Annotated in this window: 26 protein-coding genes and 1 tRNA gene; 23 read left to right on the top strand and 4 right to left on the bottom strand. The window is 41.2% G+C overall.

Features of this window, described 5'->3' with window-relative positions; all coding sequences use genetic code 11:
* The first annotated feature begins 100 nt into the window (after positions 1-100).
* The 8 genes from METTI_RS02700 to ahbC all read left to right on the top strand — a co-directional run bounded on the left by METTI_RS02700 (position 101) and on the right by ahbC (position 8,369).
* On the top strand, positions 101-2,353 hold the full coding sequence (locus METTI_RS02700; protein WP_023844278.1) for an ATP-dependent DNA helicase: 2,253 nt from the start codon (positions 101-103) through the stop codon (positions 2,351-2,353).
* A 259-nt stretch (positions 2,354-2,612) separates the two neighbouring features.
* On the top strand, positions 2,613-2,999 hold the full coding sequence (locus METTI_RS02695; RefSeq protein ID WP_023844277.1) for a DUF2178 domain-containing protein: 387 nt from the start codon (positions 2,613-2,615) through the stop codon (positions 2,997-2,999).
* Positions 3,000-3,073: 74 nt separating this feature from the next.
* Positions 3,074-3,268: a helix-turn-helix transcriptional regulator gene (locus tag METTI_RS02690; RefSeq protein WP_048135741.1), complete on the top strand. Its 195-nt coding sequence runs from the start codon at positions 3,074-3,076 to the stop codon at positions 3,266-3,268.
* A 141-nt stretch (positions 3,269-3,409) separates the two neighbouring features.
* Entirely contained in the window at positions 3,410-4,690 is a 1,281-nt protein-coding gene (gene hisD / locus METTI_RS02685) for a histidinol dehydrogenase (RefSeq protein ID WP_023844275.1), read from the top strand.
* A gap of 103 nt (positions 4,691-4,793) precedes the next feature.
* Entirely contained in the window at positions 4,794-5,192 is a 399-nt protein-coding gene (locus tag METTI_RS02680; protein WP_023844274.1) for a DUF1699 family protein, read from the top strand.
* A 239-nt stretch (positions 5,193-5,431) separates the two neighbouring features.
* On the top strand, positions 5,432-6,199 hold the full coding sequence (cobA, locus tag METTI_RS02675) for a uroporphyrinogen-III C-methyltransferase (protein ID WP_023844273.1): 768 nt from the start codon (positions 5,432-5,434) through the stop codon (positions 6,197-6,199).
* Between the two features lie 12 nt (positions 6,200-6,211).
* Positions 6,212-7,009, top strand: coding sequence for a uroporphyrinogen-III synthase (locus METTI_RS02670; protein WP_023844272.1), 798 nt, complete (start codon positions 6,212-6,214; stop codon positions 7,007-7,009).
* A 160-nt stretch (positions 7,010-7,169) separates the two neighbouring features.
* A complete protein-coding gene (ahbC, locus tag METTI_RS02665) occupies positions 7,170-8,369 on the top strand; it encodes a 12,18-didecarboxysiroheme deacetylase (RefSeq protein ID WP_023844271.1) in 1,200 nt (399 codons plus the stop codon).
* A gap of 249 nt (positions 8,370-8,618) precedes the next feature.
* Here the strand turns inward: ahbC and METTI_RS02660 are convergent, their stop codons facing one another.
* The 3 genes from METTI_RS02660 to METTI_RS02650 all read right to left on the bottom strand — a co-directional run bounded on the left by METTI_RS02660 (position 8,619) and on the right by METTI_RS02650 (position 9,975).
* Positions 8,619-8,969 (bottom strand): desulfoferrodoxin family protein, encoded by a 351-nt coding sequence (locus METTI_RS02660; RefSeq protein WP_023844269.1) that lies wholly within the window; start codon positions 8,967-8,969, stop codon positions 8,619-8,621.
* 72 nt (positions 8,970-9,041) lie between these two features.
* Entirely contained in the window at positions 9,042-9,557 is a 516-nt protein-coding gene (locus tag METTI_RS02655; RefSeq protein ID WP_023844268.1) for a ferritin, read from the bottom strand.
* Between the two features lie 67 nt (positions 9,558-9,624).
* The gene (locus tag METTI_RS02650) at positions 9,625-9,975 is read right to left on the bottom strand and encodes a DsrE family protein (protein WP_023844267.1); all 351 of its coding nucleotides are present in this window, start codon (positions 9,973-9,975) and stop codon (positions 9,625-9,627) included.
* Between the two features lie 595 nt (positions 9,976-10,570).
* Here METTI_RS02650 and METTI_RS02645 point away from each other — a divergent pair.
* From METTI_RS02645 to METTI_RS02615, 8 genes are all read left to right on the top strand, one after another.
* Positions 10,571-13,162: a valine--tRNA ligase gene (locus METTI_RS02645; RefSeq protein ID WP_023844266.1), complete on the top strand. Its 2,592-nt coding sequence runs from the start codon at positions 10,571-10,573 to the stop codon at positions 13,160-13,162.
* Between the two features lie 216 nt (positions 13,163-13,378).
* Positions 13,379-13,861, top strand: a complete 483-nt coding sequence (locus METTI_RS02640) for an RNA-binding protein (RefSeq protein WP_023844265.1) — start codon at positions 13,379-13,381, stop codon at positions 13,859-13,861.
* Between the two features lie 172 nt (positions 13,862-14,033).
* A complete protein-coding gene (locus tag METTI_RS02635) occupies positions 14,034-14,414 on the top strand; it encodes a cell division protein SepF (protein ID WP_023844264.1) in 381 nt (126 codons plus the stop codon).
* Positions 14,411-15,049, top strand: coding sequence for a ZPR1 zinc finger domain-containing protein (locus tag METTI_RS02630; protein WP_023844263.1), 639 nt, complete (start codon positions 14,411-14,413; stop codon positions 15,047-15,049). Before METTI_RS02635 ends, METTI_RS02630 begins: the two co-directional genes overlap by 4 nt.
* 218 nt (positions 15,050-15,267) lie before the next feature.
* Positions 15,268-16,701: a proline--tRNA ligase gene (proS, locus tag METTI_RS02625; protein ID WP_023844262.1), complete on the top strand. Its 1,434-nt coding sequence runs from the start codon at positions 15,268-15,270 to the stop codon at positions 16,699-16,701.
* A gap of 52 nt (positions 16,702-16,753) precedes the next feature.
* Positions 16,754-17,830, top strand: coding sequence for a nicotinate mononucleotide-dependent phosphoribosyltransferase CobT (gene cobT, locus METTI_RS02620; protein WP_023844261.1), 1,077 nt, complete (start codon positions 16,754-16,756; stop codon positions 17,828-17,830).
* A 69-nt stretch (positions 17,831-17,899) separates the two neighbouring features.
* A tRNA-Trp gene (locus METTI_RS15655) sits at positions 17,900-18,092 on the top strand.
* Between the two features lie 203 nt (positions 18,093-18,295).
* A complete protein-coding gene (locus METTI_RS02615) occupies positions 18,296-19,057 on the top strand; it encodes a response regulator (RefSeq protein WP_023844260.1) in 762 nt (253 codons plus the stop codon).
* A gap of 43 nt (positions 19,058-19,100) precedes the next feature.
* On the opposite strand, the gene METTI_RS02610 is transcribed toward METTI_RS02615, so the two are convergent.
* The gene (locus METTI_RS02610; protein ID WP_023844259.1) at positions 19,101-19,409 is read right to left on the bottom strand and encodes a DUF4405 domain-containing protein; all 309 of its coding nucleotides are present in this window, start codon (positions 19,407-19,409) and stop codon (positions 19,101-19,103) included.
* Positions 19,410-19,647: 238 nt separating this feature from the next.
* On the opposite strand from METTI_RS02610, the gene METTI_RS02605 reads away from it, so the two are divergent.
* The 7 genes from METTI_RS02605 to rrp4 all read left to right on the top strand — a co-directional run bounded on the left by METTI_RS02605 (position 19,648) and on the right by rrp4 (position 24,163).
* Complete coding sequence (locus tag METTI_RS02605) at positions 19,648-20,238, top strand: 50S ribosomal protein L15e (protein WP_023844258.1); 591 nt, start codon at positions 19,648-19,650, stop codon at positions 20,236-20,238.
* A 14-nt stretch (positions 20,239-20,252) separates the two neighbouring features.
* Positions 20,253-20,690, top strand: a complete 438-nt coding sequence (locus METTI_RS02600; protein WP_245596065.1) for an RNA-binding protein — start codon at positions 20,253-20,255, stop codon at positions 20,688-20,690.
* Positions 20,683-21,420, top strand: a complete 738-nt coding sequence (gene rnp3 / locus METTI_RS02595) for a ribonuclease P protein component 3 (RefSeq protein ID WP_023844256.1) — start codon at positions 20,683-20,685, stop codon at positions 21,418-21,420. Before METTI_RS02600 ends, rnp3 begins: the two co-directional genes overlap by 8 nt.
* Positions 21,417-21,797, top strand: a complete 381-nt coding sequence (locus METTI_RS02590; protein WP_023844255.1) for an Rpp14/Pop5 family protein — start codon at positions 21,417-21,419, stop codon at positions 21,795-21,797. The genes rnp3 and METTI_RS02590 overlap by 4 nt, the downstream gene beginning before the upstream one ends.
* A 68-nt stretch (positions 21,798-21,865) precedes the next feature.
* Positions 21,866-22,648 carry an archaeal proteasome endopeptidase complex subunit alpha gene (psmA, locus tag METTI_RS02585; protein ID WP_023844254.1) on the top strand — a complete coding sequence of 261 codons (783 nt, stop codon included), beginning with the start codon at positions 21,866-21,868 and terminating at the stop codon, positions 22,646-22,648.
* A 27-nt stretch (positions 22,649-22,675) separates the two neighbouring features.
* Positions 22,676-23,368 carry a ribosome assembly factor SBDS gene (locus tag METTI_RS02580; RefSeq protein WP_023844253.1) on the top strand — a complete coding sequence of 231 codons (693 nt, stop codon included), beginning with the start codon at positions 22,676-22,678 and terminating at the stop codon, positions 23,366-23,368.
* A gap of 9 nt (positions 23,369-23,377) precedes the next feature.
* Positions 23,378-24,163, top strand: a complete 786-nt coding sequence (rrp4, locus tag METTI_RS02575; RefSeq protein ID WP_023844252.1) for an exosome complex RNA-binding protein Rrp4 — start codon at positions 23,378-23,380, stop codon at positions 24,161-24,163.
* Positions 24,164-24,213 lie beyond the last annotated feature (50 nt).

Raw genomic sequence — 24,213 nt, 5'->3', positions numbered from 1 at the left:
GCTGCATTCTTTTTTTGATTTCAAAAACTGAAATACCTTTTGGAATTTATGCTCAGGGCAATTTTAATTAGATATAACCCTCTCTTAAGTCTCAGTTATCATGAAGATCGAATCACTTGACCTGCCAGACGAAGTCATTCGTTTTTATCTGGATTCAGGTATTGAAGAACTCTATCCGCCTCAGGCTGAAGCAATTGAAAAAGGACTTCTCGAAGGTAAGAATCTACTGGCTGCGATTCCCACAGCTTCAGGAAAGACACTTCTTGCCGAGCTTGCAATGCTAAAGGCAATAGCAAACGGAGGAAAGGCTCTCTACATTGTTCCTTTGCGTGCACTTGCAAGCGAAAAGTTCGATCGCTTCAGGACATTCTCATCAGTTCAGGTTAAAGGAGAAGGGAACGGAGGCGTTAGGGTTGGGATATCCACAGGTGATTTCGAGTCAAGGGATGAGTGGCTTGGTTCCAATGATATTATAGTTGCTACATCTGAAAAGACTGATTCTCTCCTGAGAAATGAAACATCATGGATGCAGGAGATAACTACTATTGTAGTTGACGAGGTACATTTACTTGATTCGGCCAATAGAGGTCCGACACTTGAAGTTACATTGACAAAACTCATGAAGCTCAATCCCGGTTGCCAGATAATCGCTCTTTCAGCAACCGTGGGCAATGCTTATGAGATAGCAGACTGGCTGAAAGGAAAACTTGTTCTCAGTGAATGGAGACCAACACGCCTTCAGGAAGGTGTCTATTTTAACGGAAATATCAATTTCCACGGTTCACAGAAACTAATTGAATCAAGGGCAAAAGATGAGGCTGTCAATGTAGTGCTTGATACGCTGGAAGAAGGTGGTCAGTGTCTTGTTTTTGAAAGCAGCCGAAAGAACAGTGTTTCATTTGCTAAAAGGTCAGGTGCAAAAGTGGCTGAAACCTTGGACAAACCAACAAGAAAAGCACTTGATGAACTTGTCGAGGAAATCATAGAGAACGGTGAGACAGAAGCTGCCAATGAACTGGCAAAGTGTGTCCGCAATGGTACTGCTTTTCATCATGCAGGGCTTAATTCAGCACATCGCAGGATTGTGGAAGATGGATTCAGGGCTAACAGGATAAAGGTAATTTCCAGCACACCAACCCTTGCAGCAGGACTCAATCTTCCTGCAAGAAGAGTAATTATCAGAAGTTACAGGCGCTATGATCCAAATTATGGAATGCAGCCAATCCCTGTTCTGGATTACAAACAAATGGCAGGTCGTGCAGGCAGGCCGCATCTCGATCCTTATGGAGAATCAGTTCTCATAGCTAAATCATATAATGAAATGACAGGTCTTTTTGACAATTATATTGACGCTGATGCAGAAGATATCTGGTCAAAACTTGGTTCTGAGAACGCTTTGAGAACACACATCCTTTCAACAATTGTCAACGGTTTTGCGACAACAAGGGAAGGTCTCATTGAATTTATTGAAGCTACCTTCTTTGCTCATCAGAATGATACATGGGGAATCATGGATGTTGTAGATGAATGCCTTGATTTCCTGAGATATCACGGTATGCTTGAGGGCGAGGACACATTGCTTCCAACAGTACTTGGAAGGTTAATATCAACACTTTATATCGATCCGCTTTCCGGTGCTTACATTGTTGGAGGACTGAAGAAAGCTAAAGCTGAAAGTATTACAGACATGACTCTTTTGCATCTGATATGCAAAACACCGGACATGAGGCAACTCTACATGAGATCCAGCGATTATGAAGTAATCAACGATATTATCATGGCTCGCAGCGATGAGTTTGCAGTGATTCCACCTAGGTCAAAGGAACTTGATTATGAATGGTTCATGGCTGAAGTGAAAACTGCCCTTCTGGTAGAGGACTGGATTAATGAGAAGTCACTTGATCAGATTACAAAGAAGTTCGGCGTAGGGGAGGGTGATGTCCATGCATTTGCCGATATTGCCGAGTGGCTCATGCATGCAACTTCAAGGCTTGCAGGACTTATTGCACCTGAAATGTCAACAGATATCTCCAGTCATGTTGCCCTGCTGGAAAAAAGGATACATTATGGAGCGTCATCTGATCTTATCGAGCTTGTAAGCGTCAGGGGAATTGGTCGCGTGCGTGCACGCAAGCTCTATGAAAACGGACTTAAAACGGTGCAGGACATCAAAAGTTCTGATATTGCTACTGTATCTGAACTCATAGGTCCCAAAACCGCCAGAAAACTTTTTGAGGAGCTTGGTATTGCTTCAGGATTAAGGCCATCCGGTTCAGCAGAGGGTATAAAATCCGAAACAATGAGTTCAATTATGGAAAGGGAGCAGAGCACTTTCAGTGATTTTGAGAAATAAATCCAGTTTTTACTGAAATGGTTCTGTCAAAACACCACTCTAATTAACATCAATTCGACAAAATTCATGTTTTTTAATGCATTATAATTCATTTTTTTAATAATTATTTCCTTTTTTACCTGACGATTGAAGGTTTTTATGAACTAAATTTACGTATATTTCATGTGGTGTATTTCTAACACACTCAACAGTTTAAAATACCAGGTGTTAGATATAGTTAACATGCTTTGTGAGAAACTTAGGCTTTGGGAGGTCAATAATGAAGAAATCTACTATGTACTGGATATTAAGTTTAATTTTTGGAATTGCCGCAGTTACTCTTTATTCATATGATGATACCATTGGAGGAAATATGATGACTGCTGTAGTAATTGGATTATCTGTAAGTAATATTATACGGAATGTAATGTTAAAAAATGATATCAAAAAAGATGAAATGGTCAAAAGAATTTCTGGTATGTCATCGGATATTGCATTGTGTCTTTCAATCATATCAATTGGATTATTGACAATAGTATTGCATTTTGTCCCAACCTTATTTGATGTGTTTGAAGTGTTAGCTATTTTATTAGCTGTCATGGTACTATCAAAAATTGTGCTTCAAGTGTACTACTCAAAAGTGAAAGACGAAATAGGTTTCCAGTAAAAATGGTGATATAAGTTATCATATCGCATGTTTTCTTAACCTTTAAATGATACACAATACGATAGGTGAATAAGCTGAGAACTACAATTAAAGAATTAAGGTCAAAGTTTGATTTAACTCAAAAAGACCTTGCAGATAGGGTAGGGGTAAGAAGGGAGACAATTGTCTTTTTGGAAAAGGGAAAATATAATCCTTCTTTAAAACTTGCATATGACATAGCTCAGGTGTTCGAATCAAAAATCGAGGAGATCTTTTTTTTCGACGATTAATTTTTAGCGTATAATTGATTAATTCACTTCAAATTCTAAGCATTATATATGATGAACAGGTATAAGCATCAGGCAATAGTCATATCATTGATTAATATCACTAATCTCATACAATTTTAGTTACTCAGCAGAGGAATAATTATGCTTTACAAGAAACTATCCGAACTTACCGATGAAGAAAAGAGCAAACTGATAGGACGTGGTGGCGGAGATCTTGCAAATGTTGAAGATACAGTTGCAGTTATCCTGAAGGATGTAAAGCATAATGGTGATGCAGCTCTGCGTGAATATACTAAGAAGTTCGATGGTGCTGATATCGATGCAATAGAGGTCACAAAAGAAGAGATTGATGAGGCTGCGGCAAGTATTGATCCTGAACTCATGAAGCATCTGGAGTTCGCCGCAGGCAACATCCGCAGGTTCCATGAGGCTCAGATGCCGCAAAAGACATGGTTCATTGAAGTTTCACCGGGAATCGAACTCGGACAGAAGTTCACTGCCCTTGAAAGTGTCGGGGCATATGTGCCGGGAGGGCGTGCATCATATCCTTCCACAGCTTTGATGACCATAGTTCCCGCAAAAGTTGCCGGTGTTAAGAATGTGGTTATGTGTACTCCACCTGGTAATGATGGGAAGGTAAATCCTCTTACTCTTGCGGCAGCAAAAGTTGCCGGAGCAGACCATGTATATAAAATAGGTGGTGTGCAAGCTGTTGCCGGTATGGCATACGGCACTGAAACAGTCATGAAGGTTGACAAAATAGTTGGCCCCGGTAATGTATTTGTTACTTCTGCAAAGATGCAGGTTAGGGATATGGCAGAGATTGATTTTCCAGCCGGGCCAAGTGAAGTGCTTATCATAGCTGATGACACATGTAATGCCAGAATGGCAGCTTCAGACATGATTGCCCAGGCAGAGCACGATCCAAATGCAGTATCTGTTATCGTAACAACTTCCGAGAAACTTGCCGCGGATGTAAAAACTGAGGTGCTTAAACAGGCAGAAGAAACCCTCAGGACTGAGATTGTGAATACTTCTCTTGCAAATGCCGCAATTCTGACAGTGGAATCAATGGATAAGTGTATTGAGTTCTCAAATGAATTTGGGCCTGAGCACCTTGAAATAATGGTTGAAAATGATGATGAGGTCCTTGGGGGAATCGAACATGCAGGTTCCATATTTGTGGGTAACTATGCGCCTGTTCCTGTTGGAGATTATGCATCAGGTACAAATCATGTATTGCCAACTGCGGGATATGCAAGAATTTACTCCGGGCTTAATCTTGCGCACTTTATGAAGTCTGCAAGTATCCAGAGAATTAGCAAGCAGGGACTTGAAACTTTAAAAGATTCTGTTATAGCTCTTGCTGAAAAAGAGGGTCTGCAGGCACATGCAGATTCTGTAAGAACCAGATTTGAATAATATACCTTCATATTTTTTTATTTTTTAAATCGGTAATTATTTAAAAGGTGAATACATACATTATTTTAATAAGTTCTCAACGAACTGGAGGTGAGGGAGACTTATGAAGATTAGAGTTGTAAGTTCGCGAGAGGAGATACCACATCTGAATCCAGGTGAGAAGGTAATCCATCTTGCTTTCAGACCATCGAACAAGGATATTTTTTCACTGGTCCAGACCTGTCCTAAAGTGGAAGTTATCCAGATCCCGAGTTCTTACAGGCGTACTGTCTCAAAGTCCATCGAGATGTTCATGCAAATGCAGGATATTAAGCTCATTGAAGGCGATGTCTGGGGCCACAGGAAAGACATCAACGAGTATTATAGTATCGCTCCGGCGCTGCTTGATAAGATCAAAGAGCTTAAGTCAGAAGGCATGTCTGATGAGAATATAGTAAGTAAACTTGAGCGTGAAGGTAAGTTAAACAAAGAAATGTTGTTCTATATATTGAGCAAAAAATAAATTTTTTCGGGTTGGAAAAGGTGCGGTATCATAACGGTACGGCACTCTTATTTATATTTAGTATAGTTTGTTGCATGGTTTTCAAATCTTTTTATCACATTGATTTTGTTTTCTCTGATAGGTTCTGCTTTTGTGTCTATTTATAAAGTTATCTTGTTTTGTGTCTTTCAAGACGATGCATATTTATAACTTGGTAAGTTCATTACCATTCTGATAAATATTAAGAGGATCTCACTAACATGGCCCAGAAATATGGTAAAGTCTATTTAGTTGGTTCAGGCCCGGGTGACCCGGAATTATTAACAGTTAAAGCACGCAGGTTACTCGATACGACTGAAGTTGTGGTATACGATCAGCTTCCGGGTAAGGCAATAATAGATTCTATTCCTGACAGCGCTGAAAAGATCGATGCAGGTAAACATGCAGGTGATCATACACTTACACAGGATGAGATCAATGCTGTTATCATCCACAAAGCCAAGGAAGGAAAGAATGTGCTGCGCCTTAAAGGTGGGGATCCTTATATGTTTGGCCGTGGAGGTGAAGAAGCCGAGGAACTCATAGCAGAAGGAATTGAGTTTGAGGTTGTTCCAGGTATAACATCAGCTGTGGCAGTTCCTGCATACGCAGGTATTCCTGTGACTCACAGGGACCACGCATCAATGGTGACTTTCATCACAGGTCACGAAGACCCTACAAAAGAGGAAACAGCTCTTGACTGGGAAACACTTGCAAATTTCGATGGTACAATTGTCATTTTCATGGGCGTAAAAATGCTTGGCAGGAATGTCGGTGAACTTATGAAATTCGGCAAGGATCCAAAAACACCTGTTGCTCTTATTGAGAGAGGTACTAGACCTGACCAGCGCGTAACTGTTGGTGTCCTTGATAATATCGCAGAAGTCGCAAAGGAAAGAGGTGTAAAGGCACCTGCAATTACAATCATTGGTAATGTTGTTTCCTTGCATGATATTCTTGGCGAGCAGGTCTCAAATTATTTTGATTAGAAGGTGTTACCTTTGACAGATAAATCCAAAAGACCTGTGCTTGCTATAATGAGGCCAAAGCGCTACCTCAAAGATTCAGTGGAACTTGCACAATCAATGGGATTTGATCCTCTTGCAGTTCCAATGATCGAGCTTGAGGGCATGAAGGACGAGTTCTTCGATGGTTTCGTTGAAAGGGTAATGGCAGGAAAATCGGATTATGTGATATTTACAAGTGCTAACGGCATAGATTTCACACTGGAAAAGATACCTGAAGAAGAGCATGAAAAATTTATTTCTGCTCTTAATTCCACAAAAGTGATTGCCATTGGACCAACCACTCGCAAGGCGCTGGATGATATGGGTATAAATGTACTTGGGATGCCTGGAGTTTATAGTTCCGAAGGTCTTGTGGAGTATCTCTGTTCTGATGTAAAAGGCAAGGTAATTGACACAGCAAGAAGTTTCTATGGCTCAACACTTCTCATAGAAGGCCTGAAGAACTGCGGGGCTGAAATCCATGAGACAAATGTCTATACTCTGACAAAACCTGATGGTGATGAGCAGGCAGAGTTCATAAGCAAGGTGCTTGCAGGAGAAGTTGATGTATTCGCATTCACAAGTTCCATGATGGTGCGCAATTTCTTCGAACATGCTGTGGACCAGTCTTCAAAAAATGAAGTGCTGGCTATTATGAATAATTCTGTAGTTGCGGCCATAGGTGTACCTACCGCGAAAACCATTGAGGGTTACGGTGTGAATGTTTCAGTAACTCCTGGTAAGTTCACATTCGAAGCAATTCTCAAAAAAGTTCTGGATTTGCTTAATTAGCATTTCCGCTTTTTCTTTTCTTTATTTCAAACTAACTTAACGGTACTTCCCCAAACTTCCAATATTTGTCGGCCTACCATAGATATAATATAGGATGATGGTATAGGAGTTTCGCATATAATAGAACAATCTTCTTTTATCTTTTATTCGGAGTCCGATCATGATAGGAATTTCAAAACTTTATTGCAGAACTGTGGAGCCCTCGGACGCGCTCAGGTACGGGCGTGACTCTAAAAAACTCCCCTCACATTTGCTCCAGTTCTCAAAGGATAAAAAGCCAGTTGTAGTCTGGAATGTCACCCAGCGCTGCAACCTTCGCTGTGTCCATTGTTATGCACACTCAAAGGACATGGAATACAAAAATGAACTGAGTACCGAAGAAGGCATGGCTCTTATAGATGACCTTGCAGATTTCGGTTGTCCGGTGATACTTTTCTCTGGTGGCGAACCCCTGATGAGAAAAGATCTGCCTGAACTTGCAGGCTATGCCCGTTCAAAAGGTATCAGGGCTGTAATTTCAACAAACGGGACCTTGATAACAGAAGAGATGGCAAAAAAACTCAAGGACATTGGTCTATCTTACGTGGGAATATCTCTTGATGGAATGAGGGAGACAAACGATATGTTCCGTGGTATTGAAGGCTCTTTTGACAGGGCACTTCAGGGTTTGCACAACTGCCAGAAGGAAGGTATCAAAGTTGGACTCAGGTTTACCATCAATCGCCATAATGTGCATGACATTCCTGCAATATTTGACCTGATGGAGAAGGAAAACATCCCACGTATCTGTTTCTATCACCTTGTATATTCAGGCCGTGGCTCTGAAATGGTAAATGAAGACCTGAGTCTTGAAGAAAGCCGAAAGACAGTTGACCTGCTTATGGACAAGACAAGAGAGCTTCATGCAAAAGGTCTTAAAGCCGAGGTTCTGACTGTAGATAACCATTGTGATGGTCCATACATCTATATGCGTCTTCTGAAAGAGGATCCGGAAAGGGCTGCTGAAGTTCTTGAACTGTTGAACATGAACAGGGGCAATTCCACAGGAATTGGATTTGGTTGTATCTCATGGGACGGTTCAGTACATCCTGACCAGTTCTGGAGGCACTATACTTTCGGAAACATAAGAGAACGCAAATTCAGTGAAATCTGGAGAGACACCAGCGATGAACTTATGGCAGGACTTAAAGACCGTAAGCCTCTGATAAAAGAAAATGCTGATAGGTGTGCACACTGCAAATGGTTTGATGTCTGTAACGGAAACTTCCGTGTAAGGGCGGAAGCCATCTATGGTAACACCTGGGCAGACGATCCTGCATGTTATCTTACAAAGGAAGAGATAGGTTACGATGAGTTTTAAGTAACCTTTTTTCTTTCATGCATGCATGTAGGGTATTACATAGTTTAGAATGATCATTGCCATGATACCAACTATAATGGCAAGGAATGCGAATTTTCCCATTAATTTTTTGATCATTATTGTTCCCTCTTTTTCTTTCAGCTAATTTGCATACGATTACATGATGCTTTTAGTGAAAGGAGTGAGTGAACAAATATAAAAAAGATGTGGCGACTGATGCCACAAATGATAGAAATTTTACTTCAGTCTTTAAACATCAATACAGTTCTTCCACAGGCCGTGGATGTTACAGTATTCAAGTGCACAGAATGCTTTGAAGTCATCAATGTTGTTAACGTGGAATGAAGCAGTAGGCTCGGTGTAAACTGGTTCGAAGTTCATTCTTCCAAAATCTACCATTTTACCGTCCTTTGTAATTCCGTAAAGTTCAACCCATGAAATGTGGTGCTCAAGGGTGTTTGGATGTTTTACTTCCTTTCCTACAATTACACGTACATAGTCTGCTTTTGCATGACCGTGACCTCTGATTATATCAATCTCAGGGACGTGTTTCTCTTTACCTTCAACTTCCTTTCCTTTCAGTGCTTCTTCAAATTCCATTTATTTCACCTTTTCTCTATTTTACCTGATAATTGTGTTTTTATAACAGTAATTTTACAACGATCTTTGTTTTTATTCCTCTGATGCAGCCGGTGCTGTGAAAGTCCTTGTCAGAAGTTCTTTGTCAAGCATGTAGAGGCCGTTACCATCGTCACCGATGAGCTTGAGTTTTGCAATAAGTTCGTTGTCATTTGCTTCTTCCTCAATCTGTTCTGTTACAAACCACTGGAGGAATATCTGAGTAGCATAGTCCTTTTCTTCATTTGACAGGGTTACCAGATCGTAGATTGATTTTGTAATGAACTGTTCGTGCTTGAGCGTTGCTTCAAACATCTCTAAAGGAGTTCCAAAGCTTTCAGGTGGCTTTTCAATTGTTTCAAGTACAACTTTTCCTCCCTGGTCGTTTACATAGTCGTATATTTTCATTGCATGGGTCATTTCTTCCTGATACTGAACCATGAACCAGTTGGCAAAACCGTCAAGACCTTCGTATGTGCAGTGGGCTGACATATCCATGTAAAGATATGCAGAATACATTTCTTTGTTTATCTGCCCATTAAGGGCCGCTACCATCTTTTCGCTTAACATTTACAATCTCCGTTCTTAATGTTGTTTTGTTTATAGCTATAAACAGTTCTGATGTTTACATGAAATTTCATACTACGACAATTTCGTAGCCATCATTCATGTATCGGGCCATGCTTGGGTGTCCGAACATCTCATCACACAAAGGCAGTTCCTGATTTTTTGCACTTTCAAGACTTTCCATTTTAGATGCGCATGCTCTGCATACACAGTCAATAAGTCCTGCATCCTTTGCTTTAACATAAAGGGCTGTGAACGGTTTTTTCTCACCTTCAGCTTCCTTTACAAGACGCGTTGCAGAACCTTCTATGATAAGTTTCACATCATAGCCTTTGTCTTTCATGTCAAGTGCATTCATCAGTGCGTGGACGAAACACATCTCCTCTCCGTTAAAAGCAAAAATAGCTACTTTTCTGGACATTATGTCACCTTTCATTACTGTTTTGCTTCCCCAGCATAAAATTGATGAGATGTCTATAAAGTGTTTTCGGTCTCCTGCTATTTTTATTCAAAATTAAGAGGTACCGTGCTTGTATTGGTTTATGGATTGATATTAACGATTATTTGTATATTATTATGCGTAATTGTGCACATTATCAAAACAAAATCGGAAAATTGATATACTAAATTCCCGTCACGGTGGATGGCTTGTCTTTTGCACATAACCGGGCAGAATATAGGGCATATGTTCCAGACGGTATCATCACCCATTCGTCAAGGAAATGTTTGCTTTTGATCGTACACCAATGACCTCTTGTCCGCGGAGTTTTCTGCAAGATACTCCTTTGTGCAAGAGCAGCCTCTTTTTAACAAATTAAGATTATCATCATGTTCCTTCAGGTTTGTATAAATGTATTTATCAGCATGCTCCGGTATTTCCTGTCTAACCAGATAATTTAAATAATCTTACACCACTTAGGATAAAAACACAATCAATACATTAAATGAATTGATTAATTCCATACAGATATCAAATAAATCAAATTATATTTTATCACATTTACCGGAGAGTCACAATGACAATTCCTAAAGAGTATGACCCACACATTATAGAGCCTAAATGGCGCGATTCATGGGATATGTCCATGTATCACTTTGACTGGAAAGATAACACCAGACCCCAGTTCATTATCGATACTCCACCACCATATCCTACCGGAAATTTCCATATCGGTAACTCCCTTAACTGGTGTTACATTGATTTTGTTGCAAGATACAAGCGCATGTGCGGGTTTAATGTGATGTTCCCACAGGGCTGGGACTGTCACGGTCTTCCTACTGAAGTAAAGGTTGAGGAGATTCACGGCATCACAAAGAATGAGGTTCCAAGGGAAGAATTCAGGAACATGTGCCGTGAGCTTACAGTTGGTAACATCGAGAAGATGAGACAGACAATGCTGAACCTCGGCTTCTCCACAGACTGGAGTAATGAGTTTGTGACAATGGAACCTGAGTACTATTCCAAGACCCAGAGGTCTTTCAGGCAGATGTACGATATGGATCGTCTCTATCAGTCCGAGCACCCTGTAAACTGGTGTCCAAGATGTGAAACTGCAATTGCTTTTGCAGAAGTTGAGTATGATGCAAGGGAAACAAAGCTCAATTTCCTGCATTTCGATGGTCTTGAGATAGCAACCACAAGACCGGAATTGCTTGCAGCCTGTGTTGCAGTTGTGATAAATCCTGAAGACGAACGTTACAAACAACACATCGGTTCAACTGTAAAAGTCCCTCTCTTTGGCCACGAGGTAAAGGTAATTGGCGATGAAGCAGTAGACCCTGCATTTGGTACAGGTGTTGTTATGATCTGTACATTTGGTGACAAGCAGGATGTCAGATGGTGGCTGGAGCATGGTCTTCCACTTCGTAAGGCAATTGACAAACAGGGCTTTATGACTGATATTGCAGGCAAGTACAAGGGGATGACAATTCCTGAATGTAAGCAGGCAATAATTGAAGACCTTAAGAGTGAAGGTTATCTTTACGAGCAGAAATCTCTTGACCAGAATGTCGGTATGTGCTGGAGATGCAGTACTCCTATTGAGATTCTTTCCGAACGCCAGTGGTTCATTAAAATCCCTAATGAAGAGATTGCAACGGCAGCTAATGAGATCGAATGGCTGCCAGAATACATGAAGGTCAGGCTTGACAACTGGAACAACACCATGGAATGGGACTGGTGTATATCCCGCCAGAGACTTTTCGCAACCCCTATTCCTGTATGGTATTGTAAGGAATGTGGCGAAACAATGGTTGCCAGGGAGGAGTGGATGCCAATTGACCCTACAACACAGCAGCCACCTGAAGCCTGTAAATGCGGATGCACAGAATTCGAGGCAGAAGAAGATGTTCTGGACACATGGATGGACTCATCAATAACAGCACTTCATGTTTCCGGCTGGCTCACAGACCATGAAATGAGGCTTCCAACACAGCTTCGTCCACAGGGTCATGATATTATCAGGACATGGGCATTTTATACAATTCTCAGATCAATGGCAATCCAGGGTAAGAGGCCATGGGATTCAATCCTGATTAACGGTATGGTTCTTGGTGAAGACGGACACAAGATGAGTAAGTCACTTGGTAATGTCATCTCGCCGGAAGAAGTAATTAAAGATTATAGTGCTGACTCTTTCAGGCAGTGGGCTGCAATCGGCGGTTCACCTGGTTCAGATGTAATGTTCCGCTGGAAAGATGTTGTTTCAGCATCAAGGTTCTTCGCAAAGATGTGGAGCATTTACAGGTTCAGCATGTCCCATCTGGAGGAATATGAACATAGTGACCTTGATGTCTCAGAGCTTAAGATCGTTGACAAATGGCTCCTGAGCAACCTTAACAGGCTCATAGCTTCAGTAACCGAGTCAATGGAAAAATACCAGTTCGATGAAGCTTTCAAGGCTGTAAGAGGTTTCACATGGGATGTCCTTGCAGACAACTATATTGAGCTTGTAAAGGCACGTCTCTATGGTGATGATGAAGCAGGAAAGAAGGCTGCAAGGTACACTTTGTATGTGGCTATTGATGCGCTTTCAAAAATGCTTGCACCATTCGCTCCATTCTTTGCCGAGGAAATGTTCTCACGCATAGGTGAGGGCAGTGTTCACGTTCAGGCATGGCCGGAAGTTTGTGATTCACTTATCGATGAAGGTGTGGAGAAATCCGGTGAATTCATCAAAGAAATTGCAAGTAATGTCAGGCGCTACAAGTCCGAGCATGGAATGGCATTGAACGCTCCTCTTGAGAAGATAGAGATATACGGAAGTCTTGATGATCTGACCGATGTACTTGGAGCTACCAATTCCCCGGTTGAGATGATTGACGGTGAACCTGACTTTGAGCATGTACCTGTTAATGTCAAACCAAATATGGGTATGATAGGGCCGAAATTCAGAGGACAGGCCAAGGCAATTATCGATGCACTTACAGAAGCAAATCCAAAGAAGATTGCAGATGAAGTTGCAAATGGTAAGGTTGTTGTTGAAGTAGATGGCCAGACTATCGAGCTTGAACCCGAATGCGTTGAAATCGAAAAAGAGGTAGTTTCCGCAGGAAGGGCTGTGGATGTTCTTGACATCAGCGGAGTTCCTGTTGTAATTATCAGGTAATCGGCAGGTAATATCAGCAATCAGGAATAGTCAATGAATATTGTTTCAGGATGCTTTATGTGTTTCGCATAACTCTTTTAAAGCATCCATTACTTATTTTAGTAACATATCTAGCATTATTTAGTGGAATTCCTACGGGTTCTGCTAAAGAATTAATTACAAGCTTATTAACGGAAAATAGTCCATATTCAAATATCTTATCTGACAGGTGATCGGTTGAAAATAAAGTCCAGGGTACAGTTAAGAAAATCTGCAAAGAATCAGCTTTTAAGTGATATCAAATCCGTTTTCGGTGATGCTTCAAAACAACTGGAAAAGAGCAAGTTTGAAACAGCAAACATTGACGATCTGTCCCTCATACTGGTTGACGGTGAACCTTTGCTTTTCCAGATTGATGAGTTTTACTTTCCGACTGTAAAAGGAGTACTGAAACTCGGCTTGATGAAGAATGTGGTAACCGTGGATTCTGGTGCGGTTCGTTTTGTGGTTAATGGTGCTGATATTATGTGTCCTGGCATAGTTGCTGCAGATGATAATATACAGAAGGGTGATCATGTTATCATTATTGAGGAAGCACACAGCAAACCTCTTGCAATTGGAACTGCACTGATGCCAGGTGTTGAGATGAAAGGAAATACCGGAAAAGGTGTAAAATCCATTCATTATGTAGGCGACAAGCTATGGAATCTCGACATCTAAAAGAAATCATTAAAATAGGATGAGATTAAATATAATTATCAGTAACTACCAGTAACTACATATCAGCAGCAGATAATACTGATTATAACCGGGATATGCAGTCCATTCCGGTAACATTTTAAGTATTAGTGCTATTAATATAACAGTGTTTTTGAATACATGAGGGCGAATTATGGCAAATATTGTTAACAAATTGTTTGGTGGCAGCAGCAAAAGCTCAACCACTGAGGATGAGTATACTGAACTTGATCTTACAAAGTATGAAGAAGTAATGGATGACGAGCCTGCAGAGACTTACATCCGTGTTGCAGAACTCACAAACCTCAATGAGCTGACCTCACTCAAAAAAGAGATCTATGATGGTAACATTGTAATGATAGACATTTCAAACATCAAGGTTGACAAGTTATTACTTGACCGTGCTTTGAAAGATCTCAAAGAAGTAGTAATGGATGTTCATGGCGATATCGCCGGTATCAAGGAAGACCAGGTTCTTGTAACTCCAACAGGTATCAAGATAGACAGGTCAAAGATAATTGGTGGCAGATATTGAGCGAAAACGACTCCTGTCAGAAATTTATTACTAAGACTTCATGTCCACTCTGCCACGAAGAGCTGATTATCAGCTGGAAGGGTGATGAAATTCCTTATTTTGGTGAGGTAATGTACATCACCGCATCATGTAGTTGCAGTTTCAGGTTTGCTGACACTCTTATCCTTTCCCAGAAAGAACCAATGCGTTATGAGCTACTGGTTGAGGGTCTTGACGATCTCAATAGCAGGGTAGTACGTTCGACTTCAGGCACCATCAGGATACCTGAGCTTGGAATTGATGTTGAACCCGGTTCTATATCCGAATCCTACATAACCAATATTGAAGGTATACTTGACAGGATTCTCAGTGTGGTTATCACAGCGACCAAATGGTGTGAGGATGATGAGGAAAAGCAAAAACGTGGTCTTGAAGTTCAGAAAGCCCTTGAAGAAGCGATAGAGGGACAAAGATCTTTAACTGTTATTGTAGAGGATCCTTTCGGCAACAGTGCGATTATTTCTGAAAAGGTCAGGTCATGTGTGCTTGATCCGGATGAAGCCGGTGGTCTTAAGACCGGTATGATTGTTTTTGATGCAAATTCCTCGGAAATGGAAATGGATGCGAGTGATTCAGAGTATCATCTCACTGATTGAGGTTTGACAGGGTATATCTTTACTCTATTTTTTTACTCCTTTTTATCTGGATTTTATCTGAAAAATTTAGCTAATTTCGGATATTTCTTTTATACTTTGTTTTTCAATTTCAGGTGATTAGTGTCATTGGTTTCTTTGCGGCCATGAAAGGAAATGGCTATAAGCAATGTATTAGTTATTGTAGCCAAATCAACTATGAAACTTATAAAGGTGAATAAATGGCAGAGCAAGAAAAAGATGCTGCACTTCCTTCAAAAGAGAATTTCAGTGAATGGTATAACGATCTGCTCTTAAAGGGCGAGATCATGGATGTACGTTATCCTGTAAAGGGACTTTATGTATGGTTCCCATTCGGATTTAACATCAGAAGAAATGTTTATGATATCATGCGCAGGCTTCTTGATAAGGATCATCAGGAAACAATGTTCCCACTCCTTATTCCTGAAAATGAGTTCATGAAAGAGGCAGAGCACATCAAAGGATTTGAAGACGAGGTTTACTGGGTTACACATGGAGGCTTGTCTCCACTTGACGTAAAGCTTGCACTTCGTCCAACCAGTGAGACTGCAATTTATCCAATGTATAAGCTCTGGATAAGGTCACACGCAGATATGCCACTTAAGCTCTACCAGATAGTCAACACTTTCAGGTATGAGACCAAACACACACGTCCTCTTATCAGGCTCCGTGAGATCACTTCGTTTAAAGAAGCTCATACAGTCCATGCTACATGGGATGATGCGGCAGCCCAGGTGGATGAAGCTATCAGAATTTATACTGATTTCTATCGCCAGCTTGCTGTGCCTGTACTTGCGTCCAAAAGACCTGACTGGGATAAATTCCCTGGTGCAGATTATACCATTGCAACCGATGCATTGATGCCTGATGGAAAGACACTTCAGGTAGGTACTGCCCACCACCTCGGTGACAATTTTGCAAAAACCTTTGATATAACATATGAAGATGCAGAGGGTGAACAGGTCTATGCTCACCAGACTTGCTATGGTGTTTCTGAGCGTTCAATAGCAGCTCTTATTTCCATCCACGGAGATGATAAGGGTCTTGTGCTTCCACCGGCAGTTGCTCCGGTTCAAGTTGTAATCATTCCTATTATTTTCAAGAAAGCTGAAGGTGTCCTTGAAGCCTGTGAGGAACTTAAGAGTAAACTCGAGGCAGTGGGAATCCGCGTTAAAATGGATGCAAGCGACGACCGCCCGGGTGCCAAATATTACAAATGGGAAATGAAAGGCGTACCTGTAAGACTGGAACTTGGTCCAAGGGATCTCAAAAACAATGCAGCTATGCTTGCACGTCGTGATACCGGAGAGAAGCAACAGTATTCCCTGGATACCATTGTTGCCGATGTGTCTTCAATGCTTGATGACATTCATGATTCACTCTACGAAAAGGCAAAGGACAGTGTTTATTCACGTGTCATTGATTGTGAAACACTGGATGATGTCAGGGAGAATCTTCCAAAAGGTATTGCAAAGATTTTCTGGTGTGGTAACAAGGAATGTGGCCTGAAACTGGAAGATGAGACAGGTGCAGGAATACTTGGAATACCAACTGATCAGGATGAATGTAGTGGTAAATGTCCTGTATGTGGCTCGGATTCTGAAACGAAGGTTTATGTTGCAAGGACATACTGAGTAATCTGGAAAAAGTCATATACACCCTGTAAAATACATCTAGGCGATTGGTATGGATACGTTATCACCTGAAAAAGTCCGGTTACCTGAAAAACCGTTGTTCGTTTGTGTCCTTGGAAACACGGAGACTGCATATATAGAAGGTCTTTCCGCAGCAGGAAAGACTGCAAAACTGACAGACTATACGCCTGCCGGTGACGCAGAGGTCCTTGAAACAGGAACTATAATTGATATTCCTATCTTACCTATGACTCCTCCATATGATACACCTACCCCCGCACTCATAACACGTGCAGCTCTTTCGATAACAGGTGTCCCTCATATATTTGTGAATTCAGGTCTGAAGGTTCTTCCGGCTAAACAGGTAGAACTTGTTGATATTGGTGGAAAACCGGGTGATGATATCAGAAAACCAGTTGCTGTGCACAATGTACAGGAAGTTTTTGATAATGCATTCAAACTTGGGGAGAAGCTTGCAAAGGAACATGATTTCATCATGATCGGTGAGAGTATCCCTGCGGGAACCACTACGGCAAATGCGTTATTGCAGGCACTTGGTTATGATGGAAACGTTAGCAGTAGTTCTGATGCAAATCCTCTGAATCTTAAAAAAGAAGTTGTCAGAGACGCTCTGTCCTCATCAGGAATAACTTTTGGTTCTTTGCGTGATGATCCTCTTAAAGCGATAGCTTCTGTAGGTGATCCTATGATGGTTGCGGTTGCAGGAATTACTGCAGGTCTTGGCGACACTCCTGTGATTCTTGCAGGTGGTACTCAGATGGCATCGATATTTGCTGCCATTAAACACCTGGGATATCCAACTGACAACATAAGGATAGTTACAACAAGTTATGTTGTTCGTGATGAATCTGCAAACTTTGTGGAGCTGGCCGCTGAAATTGGTGCAAATTATGAAGGAGCTGATCCTGAATTTGGTAAGTCTTCCTTTAAGGGTTTACAGCAATATGAAGTCGGTTTTGTTAAAGAAGGTGTAGGGGCAGGTGGAGCTATCTATCTCACGGCCATGTATGGCTATTCTATGGAGGAGTTGCGCTCAAAGATCGAGCAACTATGTGATGATTTGTGCAAATTCGGGGATCTTGCCCGGGTTGCCGGTAAGGATATATAAACGTAGGCGCGTAGTACCGCTAAATATATCACAGATAAGATGTATTCAGGGGATACTACCCGAATTTATGGGGTTGTGGCCTAGCCCGGCATGGCGATGGGCTCCAGCGGATAAATGATGAACAACGGGTCTACTGAGACTAACCCGACGGGGTTGGTTTGTGAGGAGCCGTTGGAGCACTGATATGTGCTCAAGAACCTAGCTGTTTTTGCAGCTGTTCGGAGAGACCCGTCGATCGTGAGTTCGAATCTCACCAACCCCATCTATTTTCTCTTTTTTGAGACTCTAAAGCAGTGTGAGTAACTCTTTCTATGCCTAAACTATATATGTAGATAGAACTATATAATTAATAGTAAAGTTTAAAATAATTTTACTTAAATAAAGTAACAAGATGGGACGGTTACCATTAAATTTATATTGCAATCTATTTATTTAATTCATGTGTAAAAAGGGAGCCTATGATTCATGCACCACAGGGATAAAGTACTCATTGTTGACGACGAGCAGGCCATAGTAGAGCTAATGGGACTTTACCTTAAATCAGATTATGATGTTATTCCTGCATATAGTGGGCAGGAGGCACTGGATAAGGTAAAGACCGAAAAGCCGGATATTATTCTGCTTGATGTAATGATGCCTGATATGAATGGGTATGAGGTATGCAGGGTTTTAAAGACATCAGTGGAGACACAATTCTTGCCAGTGGTGATGGTTACTGCATTATCCGGGAAGGATGATCGTATAAAAGGTATTGAGGTTGGTGCAGATGAGTTTCTTGGAAAACCTGTTAACCGTCTTGAACTTGTGACCAGAGTTAAATCCCTTTTGCGTATAAAACACCTTCAGGATAAAGTTCTTGCAGAAAGAAATGAGGCAATGAATTATCTTGATATTGCTGGTTTTGTTGTTTTTGTACTTGATAGTGATATGAAGATCAACCTTGTGAACCGTAAAGGCAATGATGTATTGGGTTATGATGAGTTTGAACTCATTGGCCACGATTTCGTCAAATTCCTTGTACCTGAAGATAAAGGTTCAGAACTTCAGGGTGAGTTTACTAAAATAATGTCCGGTGAATCAGAACCACAGGAATTTGCCGAGCATATTGTCCTTGCAAAAGATGGAAAAGAAATCCCTATGCGCTGGTATGATGTTGTCCTGAAAGACAATGATGGTAAAATTACTGGCATTCTGCGTTCAGGGGAAGATCTGAGTAAATTTGAGTGAGTTAAACAAAAAAGTTTTAAACTTGAATTTTGTTTAAATGAACTTATATATTTATTAGTTCGCACTCTGTGTTTTCCTTGTCTTCATCATTTTTGAACAGGTTTTTTGTCATGCAGCACATCCATCTTTTATGCAGGACGAAATGAAAACCTGTTAGTAACGTTAACAGAATGGCGGATTTGTTATGGACAAGTGTCCATGTTGCCTTGGTAATACCTATGAATTCCTGGTACCTGCCTCTTTGCACTCCGGATGGGATGGCAAGATATAATACAAAGCCTGTGATCGCAACTATAATAAATAATACTGTCAGCAGGATGTCAATATAATAGTTCATTTTTGGTCTGTTCATCTTTCCCTCTGAAAAATAGTTTTTATATAAATGACAAATCCACTTTATATAAATTTGCATTTTTTTCTATAGAAAATTGTATTTCTATTCCCTGGTTGTGCAAAGGTTTAAATTCAATTGGGTTAAGTAGTAGTCCTGTTTCATTGCCGGGATTAGTCCCGTGGGAATGTAGCTTTTGTAATAATTAGAAGCCAAAAGCTGAACCGTGAAACTAGAAATGAAACTTAGGTGAACTAATTTGTCAAAATCATATTATGCATACGTAAGAGACGCATGGAAAGACCCGGACAACACTTATGTCCGTGAACTTAGATGGGAAAGACTCCAGGAATGGAGAAAGGAAGGATCTGTAACAAAGATCAGACGTCCAACCCGTATTGACCGTGCCCGCTCTCTTGGATACAAGGCAAAGCAGGGTATTGTTGTAGCTCGTGTAAAGGTACGCAGAGGAGGTCTTAGAAAGGCAAGGTACATCCGTGGAAGACGTACACAGCGCATGGGTAAGAACAAGATTTCCGGTGGAATGAGCATTCAGAGGATCGCTGAACAGCGTGCTGACAGGAAATTCCCTAACATGGAAGTTCTTAACTCCTACTGGGTAGGCGACGACGGTAAATCCAAGTGGTATGAGGTTATCCTTGTAGATCCAAATCACCCTGTAATTAAGAGTGACAAGAATCTCAACTGGATCTGTAACAACACCCACAAGGGACGTGCACAGCGCGGAAAGACCAGTGCAGGCCGCAAGGGCAGAGGTATGATGACCCGCGGAACCGGTACTGAAAAGACCAGGCCAAGCCTGAGATCCAACCTTAACAGAGGTAAGTGATCCACTATATCAACTTGCGCGTGATCGCACACTCAACTGAGGATCTTTCCAGGGTACGTGGTGCCCTGGACTTCTTTTTACGGAATGCTACCGGCATGTCCGACGATGACGTTACTGACGAACTTGTAGAAGTAACTGATATTGAAGGTCACTATGGTAATCTGTCTGTGATGCTCAGTTCGCAGATCTCACGCAAATCGGATTCTGTAAGACTTGCCAGGTTTATCAGGGAAAATATGAGCCCTGGTGACGTAGAAATCCTGCGCAGTGAAATGCCTGATAGGCTGGATGATGACCAGTTATTCCATATGAGGTTTGACAAACAGGCAGCTTTTCAGGGTAAACTTGTGCTAAGTTCATCATCCGATGCCATTACTGTCAAAGTAAAAATAGCCACTTATCCGAAGAACCGTCTTCAGGCGGGACTGATAGTGGAGGAATTATTTGGCTAAACCTTTTTTTTATGATCTGAACGTTTACTCTGCACCAGAAGGTAAAAACACCATCGAGGATATGGCCGCTTTTTCCTCCAGATTGGAATTTACAGGAATTGCCATTACCAATCCTTCCGGTGGTTCCAAACCTGTAAAATCGAAGAAAATAAATGGTCTTGAAATTTTTAGTGGTGTTGAGATTACGGTAGACAATCCTTCCAGATTACATGGAATGGTAGGGGAATATCGTAAAAACACTGATATTATAGTTGTGCGTGGCGGTAGCGAAAACATCAATCGGGCAGCTGTCGAAAATCCCAATGTGGATATTCTCTGTGGTTTTGGATCAATGAAAGACAATGGCCTGAATCATGTTCTTGCAAAGTCTGCAAGCGATAACAAAGTTGCAATTTCATTTGATCTTGGTGAGATTATCAGCCAGAGAGGGGGGAGAAGAGTCAGGACTTTGTCTAATTTCAGAAAAGATCTGGCAATTGTTCGCAAATACAATGTCCCTTTTGTACTTTCATCCAATGCAAAATCCTGCTATGATATGCGTGCTCCAAGGGAATTGATGGCTCTTGCAGGACTTTTTGGAATGACGAGGGAGGAAGCAGTTTGTGGTCTGTCCACAATTCCCGAAAGCATTATTTTAAGGAACCGTCCCTCTCCTGAATATGTGTATGAGGGTGTGGAAATAGTAGAATGCATGCCCGGAGATTTGACATCTGAAGGTGATGGTAAATGAAGATACTTCCACCAACTATGCGGGATAATAAACGCTACCTTGCCTTTGAGCTTATAACTGAGGAAAATACACTGGTTGGCAGGGATGAACTTATCCGTGAGTTATTCTCTGTATCAGGAAGCCTTCTTGGTGATCTTGGTTCAAGCGAATGTAATATCTGGCTTTTTGCGTTTGATGATAATAAGGGAGTCATAAGCTGTAACCGCAATTATGTATCACAGACAAGGGCTGTTATGGCCACCATCACAAATGTAAAAGGTAAACGAGTTCTGGTTCATGTTCTTGGAGTATCTGGCACTGTTCTTGGTGCAACAAAAAAGTATTTAGAGGGTGTCGATGTATTTAACCCCGCAGAACAGTCACATATAAATGAGTAGAGAGCGTATTTCAGTTAATTATCGTATATATTCTGTTATTTATAAATAAATCAGGAGATGAAGTGAAGATGCAAATGACGCCACAGATGGGGTATGATCGAGCCATCACAGTTTTTAGTCCTGACGGACGTCTCTTCCAGGTAGAATATGCAAGAGAAGCAGTTAAAAGAGGCACAACCGCAGCCGGTGTAAAAGCAAAGAATGGTGTGGTATTGCTTGTAGACAAAAGAATCACAAGCAGATTAATAGAAGCAGAATCAATTGAGAAGATCTTCCAGATAGATGACCACATAGGTGTTGCCACTTCAGGACTCGTAGCTGATGCCCGTGCTCTTGTTGACAGGGCAAGAGTCGAAGCACAGGTTAACATGGTCTCATATGATGAGCCAATAGGTGTAGAAGTTATTGCCAAGAAGATCTGCGATCATAAGCAGACATACACACAGTATGGTGGTGTTCGTCCATACGGTACAGCTCTTCTTATTGCAGGTGTTGATGATTCACGTCCACGTCTCTTTGAAAGTGACCCAAGCGGTGCACTACTTGAGTACAAGGCAACTGCAATCGGTGCCGGTAGAAACACTTTCATGGAAATCTTTGAAGCAGATTACCAGGAAGACATGGACATTGATGCTGCAATCATGCTGGGTATGAAAGCCCTTTACAAATCAACAGAAGGAAAAGTTGATGCAGCTACCCTTGAGCTTGGTATTGTGACACTTGAGGATCGCCAGTTCAGAAAGCTTTCCGAAGAGGAAGTTGCTGGTTTTGTTTCCAGGGTCCGTGAAGAGCTTAAGGATGATGTGGAAGAAGAGACAGATGACTCTGAAAACGAGGAATCAGAGGATTAATTAAAGCAATCATTGGGGTGAACTAACATGGTATCTCTTGATGAGTCTGTTATTGCAAGGCTCAAGAAAGGTAAGCATCAATTTGAGGTTTTGGTTGAACCCGAAGGTGCATTTTCGCTTAAAAGAGGTGAAGATGTCAAGATGGAAGACATCATTGCTGTAGAATCAGTATTTACTGATGCTGCGCAGGGGGACCATGCCGGAGAATCTGAGCTTACAAGTGCTTTTGAAACCAATGATGTAATGGATATTGCCCGGCAGATAATATTGCACGGTGAACTCCAGCTTACAAAAGAGCAGAGAAAGCAGATTCTGGAAGAGAAAACCAGACAGGTCATAACGATTATTGCACAAAATGCTATTAACCCCCAGACAAGGACGCCTCATCCTCCTGCCAGAATTGAAAAGGCAATGGAAGAGGCGAAGATTCATATCGATCCTTTAAAAGGTGTCGATGAGCAGGTAAATATTGTAATGAAAGCTATTCGTCCCATAATCCCTATAAGGTTTGAAGAGGTCGATATAGCTGTAAAGATTCCAGGTGAATATGCGGCAAAATCGTATGGAGATATTGCCAACTTTGGAACCCTTGTAAAGAATGAGTGGCAAAATGACGGTTCATGGGTAGCTGTTGTCAAAATGCCTGCTGGCCTTCAGAATGATTTCTATGGCCTTGTGAATCATCTTACAAAAGGGGATGCTGAAACTAAATTATTATGAGGCCCCATAATGGAACGTGAAATTGTAATTCCTGGACAACTTTTGTCTGATAACAAGACTGATTCCGGTCCTGGTACATATGTTAAGGATGGGAAAGTCTACTCTCTTTTATATGGAGTTATGAATGCCAAGAAGAAGATATCCGTTATTCCTTTTTCCGGAAAGTATATTCCTTCTTCCAGGGATTACGTTATTGGTACAGTTATAGATGTAACTCCCTCTAACTGGATATTTGATATTGGTTCGCCATACGATGGCTTGTTGCATGTGTCTGAATATCCAAGGCGTTTGGAACAGGAAAAAATGGCGCAGTACATGGGTATAGGCACATCAGTCTTGCTTCGTGTAAAAGATGTAAGTTCATCCATGAAGGTCGAATTGACCATGAGAGAACGCGGTCTGAGATCTCTTAGTAATGGCCGTGTTATTGAAGTAACTCCTACGAAAGTTCCTCGTATCATAGGACATGGTGGTTCTATGGTATCAATGCTTAAGAAAGAGACAAATTGCGAGATATTCGTAGGCCAGAATGGAAGAATATGGATAAATGGAAAAGATAGTGAAATGGACCTTCTCACAGAGGCTATTGAGCTTATTATGAAACATTCTCACACATCAGGATTAACAGATAGGATATCTCTTTTTTTGAAAGGTGGGGAAGAACTTGTTTCTGAGAAGGATGAAGCTGTTTTAGAGGATAATCTCACAGAAGATACAAAAGTTGCAGAGGATGAAAGTGAGATCAGGGAAGATACCTACCGAAAAGTGGATGCTCTTCTGGAAGATGATGATTGACCGGAGTAACTCTTTTTGATCAGGGAAAATGTGAGAACGTTGGAGAATTA

Source organism: Methanolobus tindarius DSM 2278 (genome assembly GCF_000504205.1).
Taxonomy (GTDB): Archaea; Halobacteriota; Methanosarcinia; order Methanosarcinales; family Methanosarcinaceae; genus Methanolobus; species Methanolobus tindarius.
This window is presented reverse-complemented; position numbering and strand designations above follow the sequence as displayed.

Bases quoted from the DNA above. Each gene is read 5' to 3' on its own strand.
- METTI_RS02700 (WP_023844278.1), top strand. From the start codon at position 101: ATGAAGATCGAATCACTTGACCTGCCAGACGAAGTCATTCGTTTTTAT.
- METTI_RS02695 (WP_023844277.1), top strand. From the start codon at position 2,613: ATGAAGAAATCTACTATGTACTGGATATTAAGTTTAATTTTTGGAATT.
- hisD (WP_023844275.1), top strand. From the start codon at position 3,410: ATGCTTTACAAGAAACTATCCGAACTTACCGATGAAGAAAAGAGCAAA.
- METTI_RS02680 (WP_023844274.1), top strand. From the start codon at position 4,794: ATGAAGATTAGAGTTGTAAGTTCGCGAGAGGAGATACCACATCTGAAT.
- cobA (WP_023844273.1), top strand. From the start codon at position 5,432: ATGGCCCAGAAATATGGTAAAGTCTATTTAGTTGGTTCAGGCCCGGGT.
- ahbC (WP_023844271.1), top strand. From the start codon at position 7,170: ATGATAGGAATTTCAAAACTTTATTGCAGAACTGTGGAGCCCTCGGAC.
- METTI_RS02660 (WP_023844269.1), bottom strand. From the start codon at position 8,969: ATGGAATTTGAAGAAGCACTGAAAGGAAAGGAAGTTGAAGGTAAAGAG.
- METTI_RS02655 (WP_023844268.1), bottom strand. From the start codon at position 9,557: ATGTTAAGCGAAAAGATGGTAGCGGCCCTTAATGGGCAGATAAACAAA.
- METTI_RS02650 (WP_023844267.1), bottom strand. From the start codon at position 9,975: ATGTCCAGAAAAGTAGCTATTTTTGCTTTTAACGGAGAGGAGATGTGT.
- METTI_RS02645 (WP_023844266.1), top strand. From the start codon at position 10,571: ATGACAATTCCTAAAGAGTATGACCCACACATTATAGAGCCTAAATGG.
- METTI_RS02635 (WP_023844264.1), top strand. From the start codon at position 14,034: ATGGCAAATATTGTTAACAAATTGTTTGGTGGCAGCAGCAAAAGCTCA.
- proS (WP_023844262.1), top strand. From the start codon at position 15,268: ATGGCAGAGCAAGAAAAAGATGCTGCACTTCCTTCAAAAGAGAATTTC.
- cobT (WP_023844261.1), top strand. From the start codon at position 16,754: ATGGATACGTTATCACCTGAAAAAGTCCGGTTACCTGAAAAACCGTTG.
- METTI_RS02615 (WP_023844260.1), top strand. From the start codon at position 18,296: ATGCACCACAGGGATAAAGTACTCATTGTTGACGACGAGCAGGCCATA.
- METTI_RS02610 (WP_023844259.1), bottom strand. From the start codon at position 19,409: ATGAACAGACCAAAAATGAACTATTATATTGACATCCTGCTGACAGTA.
- METTI_RS02590 (WP_023844255.1), top strand. From the start codon at position 21,417: ATGAAGATACTTCCACCAACTATGCGGGATAATAAACGCTACCTTGCC.
- psmA (WP_023844254.1), top strand. From the start codon at position 21,866: ATGCAAATGACGCCACAGATGGGGTATGATCGAGCCATCACAGTTTTT.
- METTI_RS02580 (WP_023844253.1), top strand. From the start codon at position 22,676: ATGGTATCTCTTGATGAGTCTGTTATTGCAAGGCTCAAGAAAGGTAAG.
- rrp4 (WP_023844252.1), top strand. From the start codon at position 23,378: ATGGAACGTGAAATTGTAATTCCTGGACAACTTTTGTCTGATAACAAG.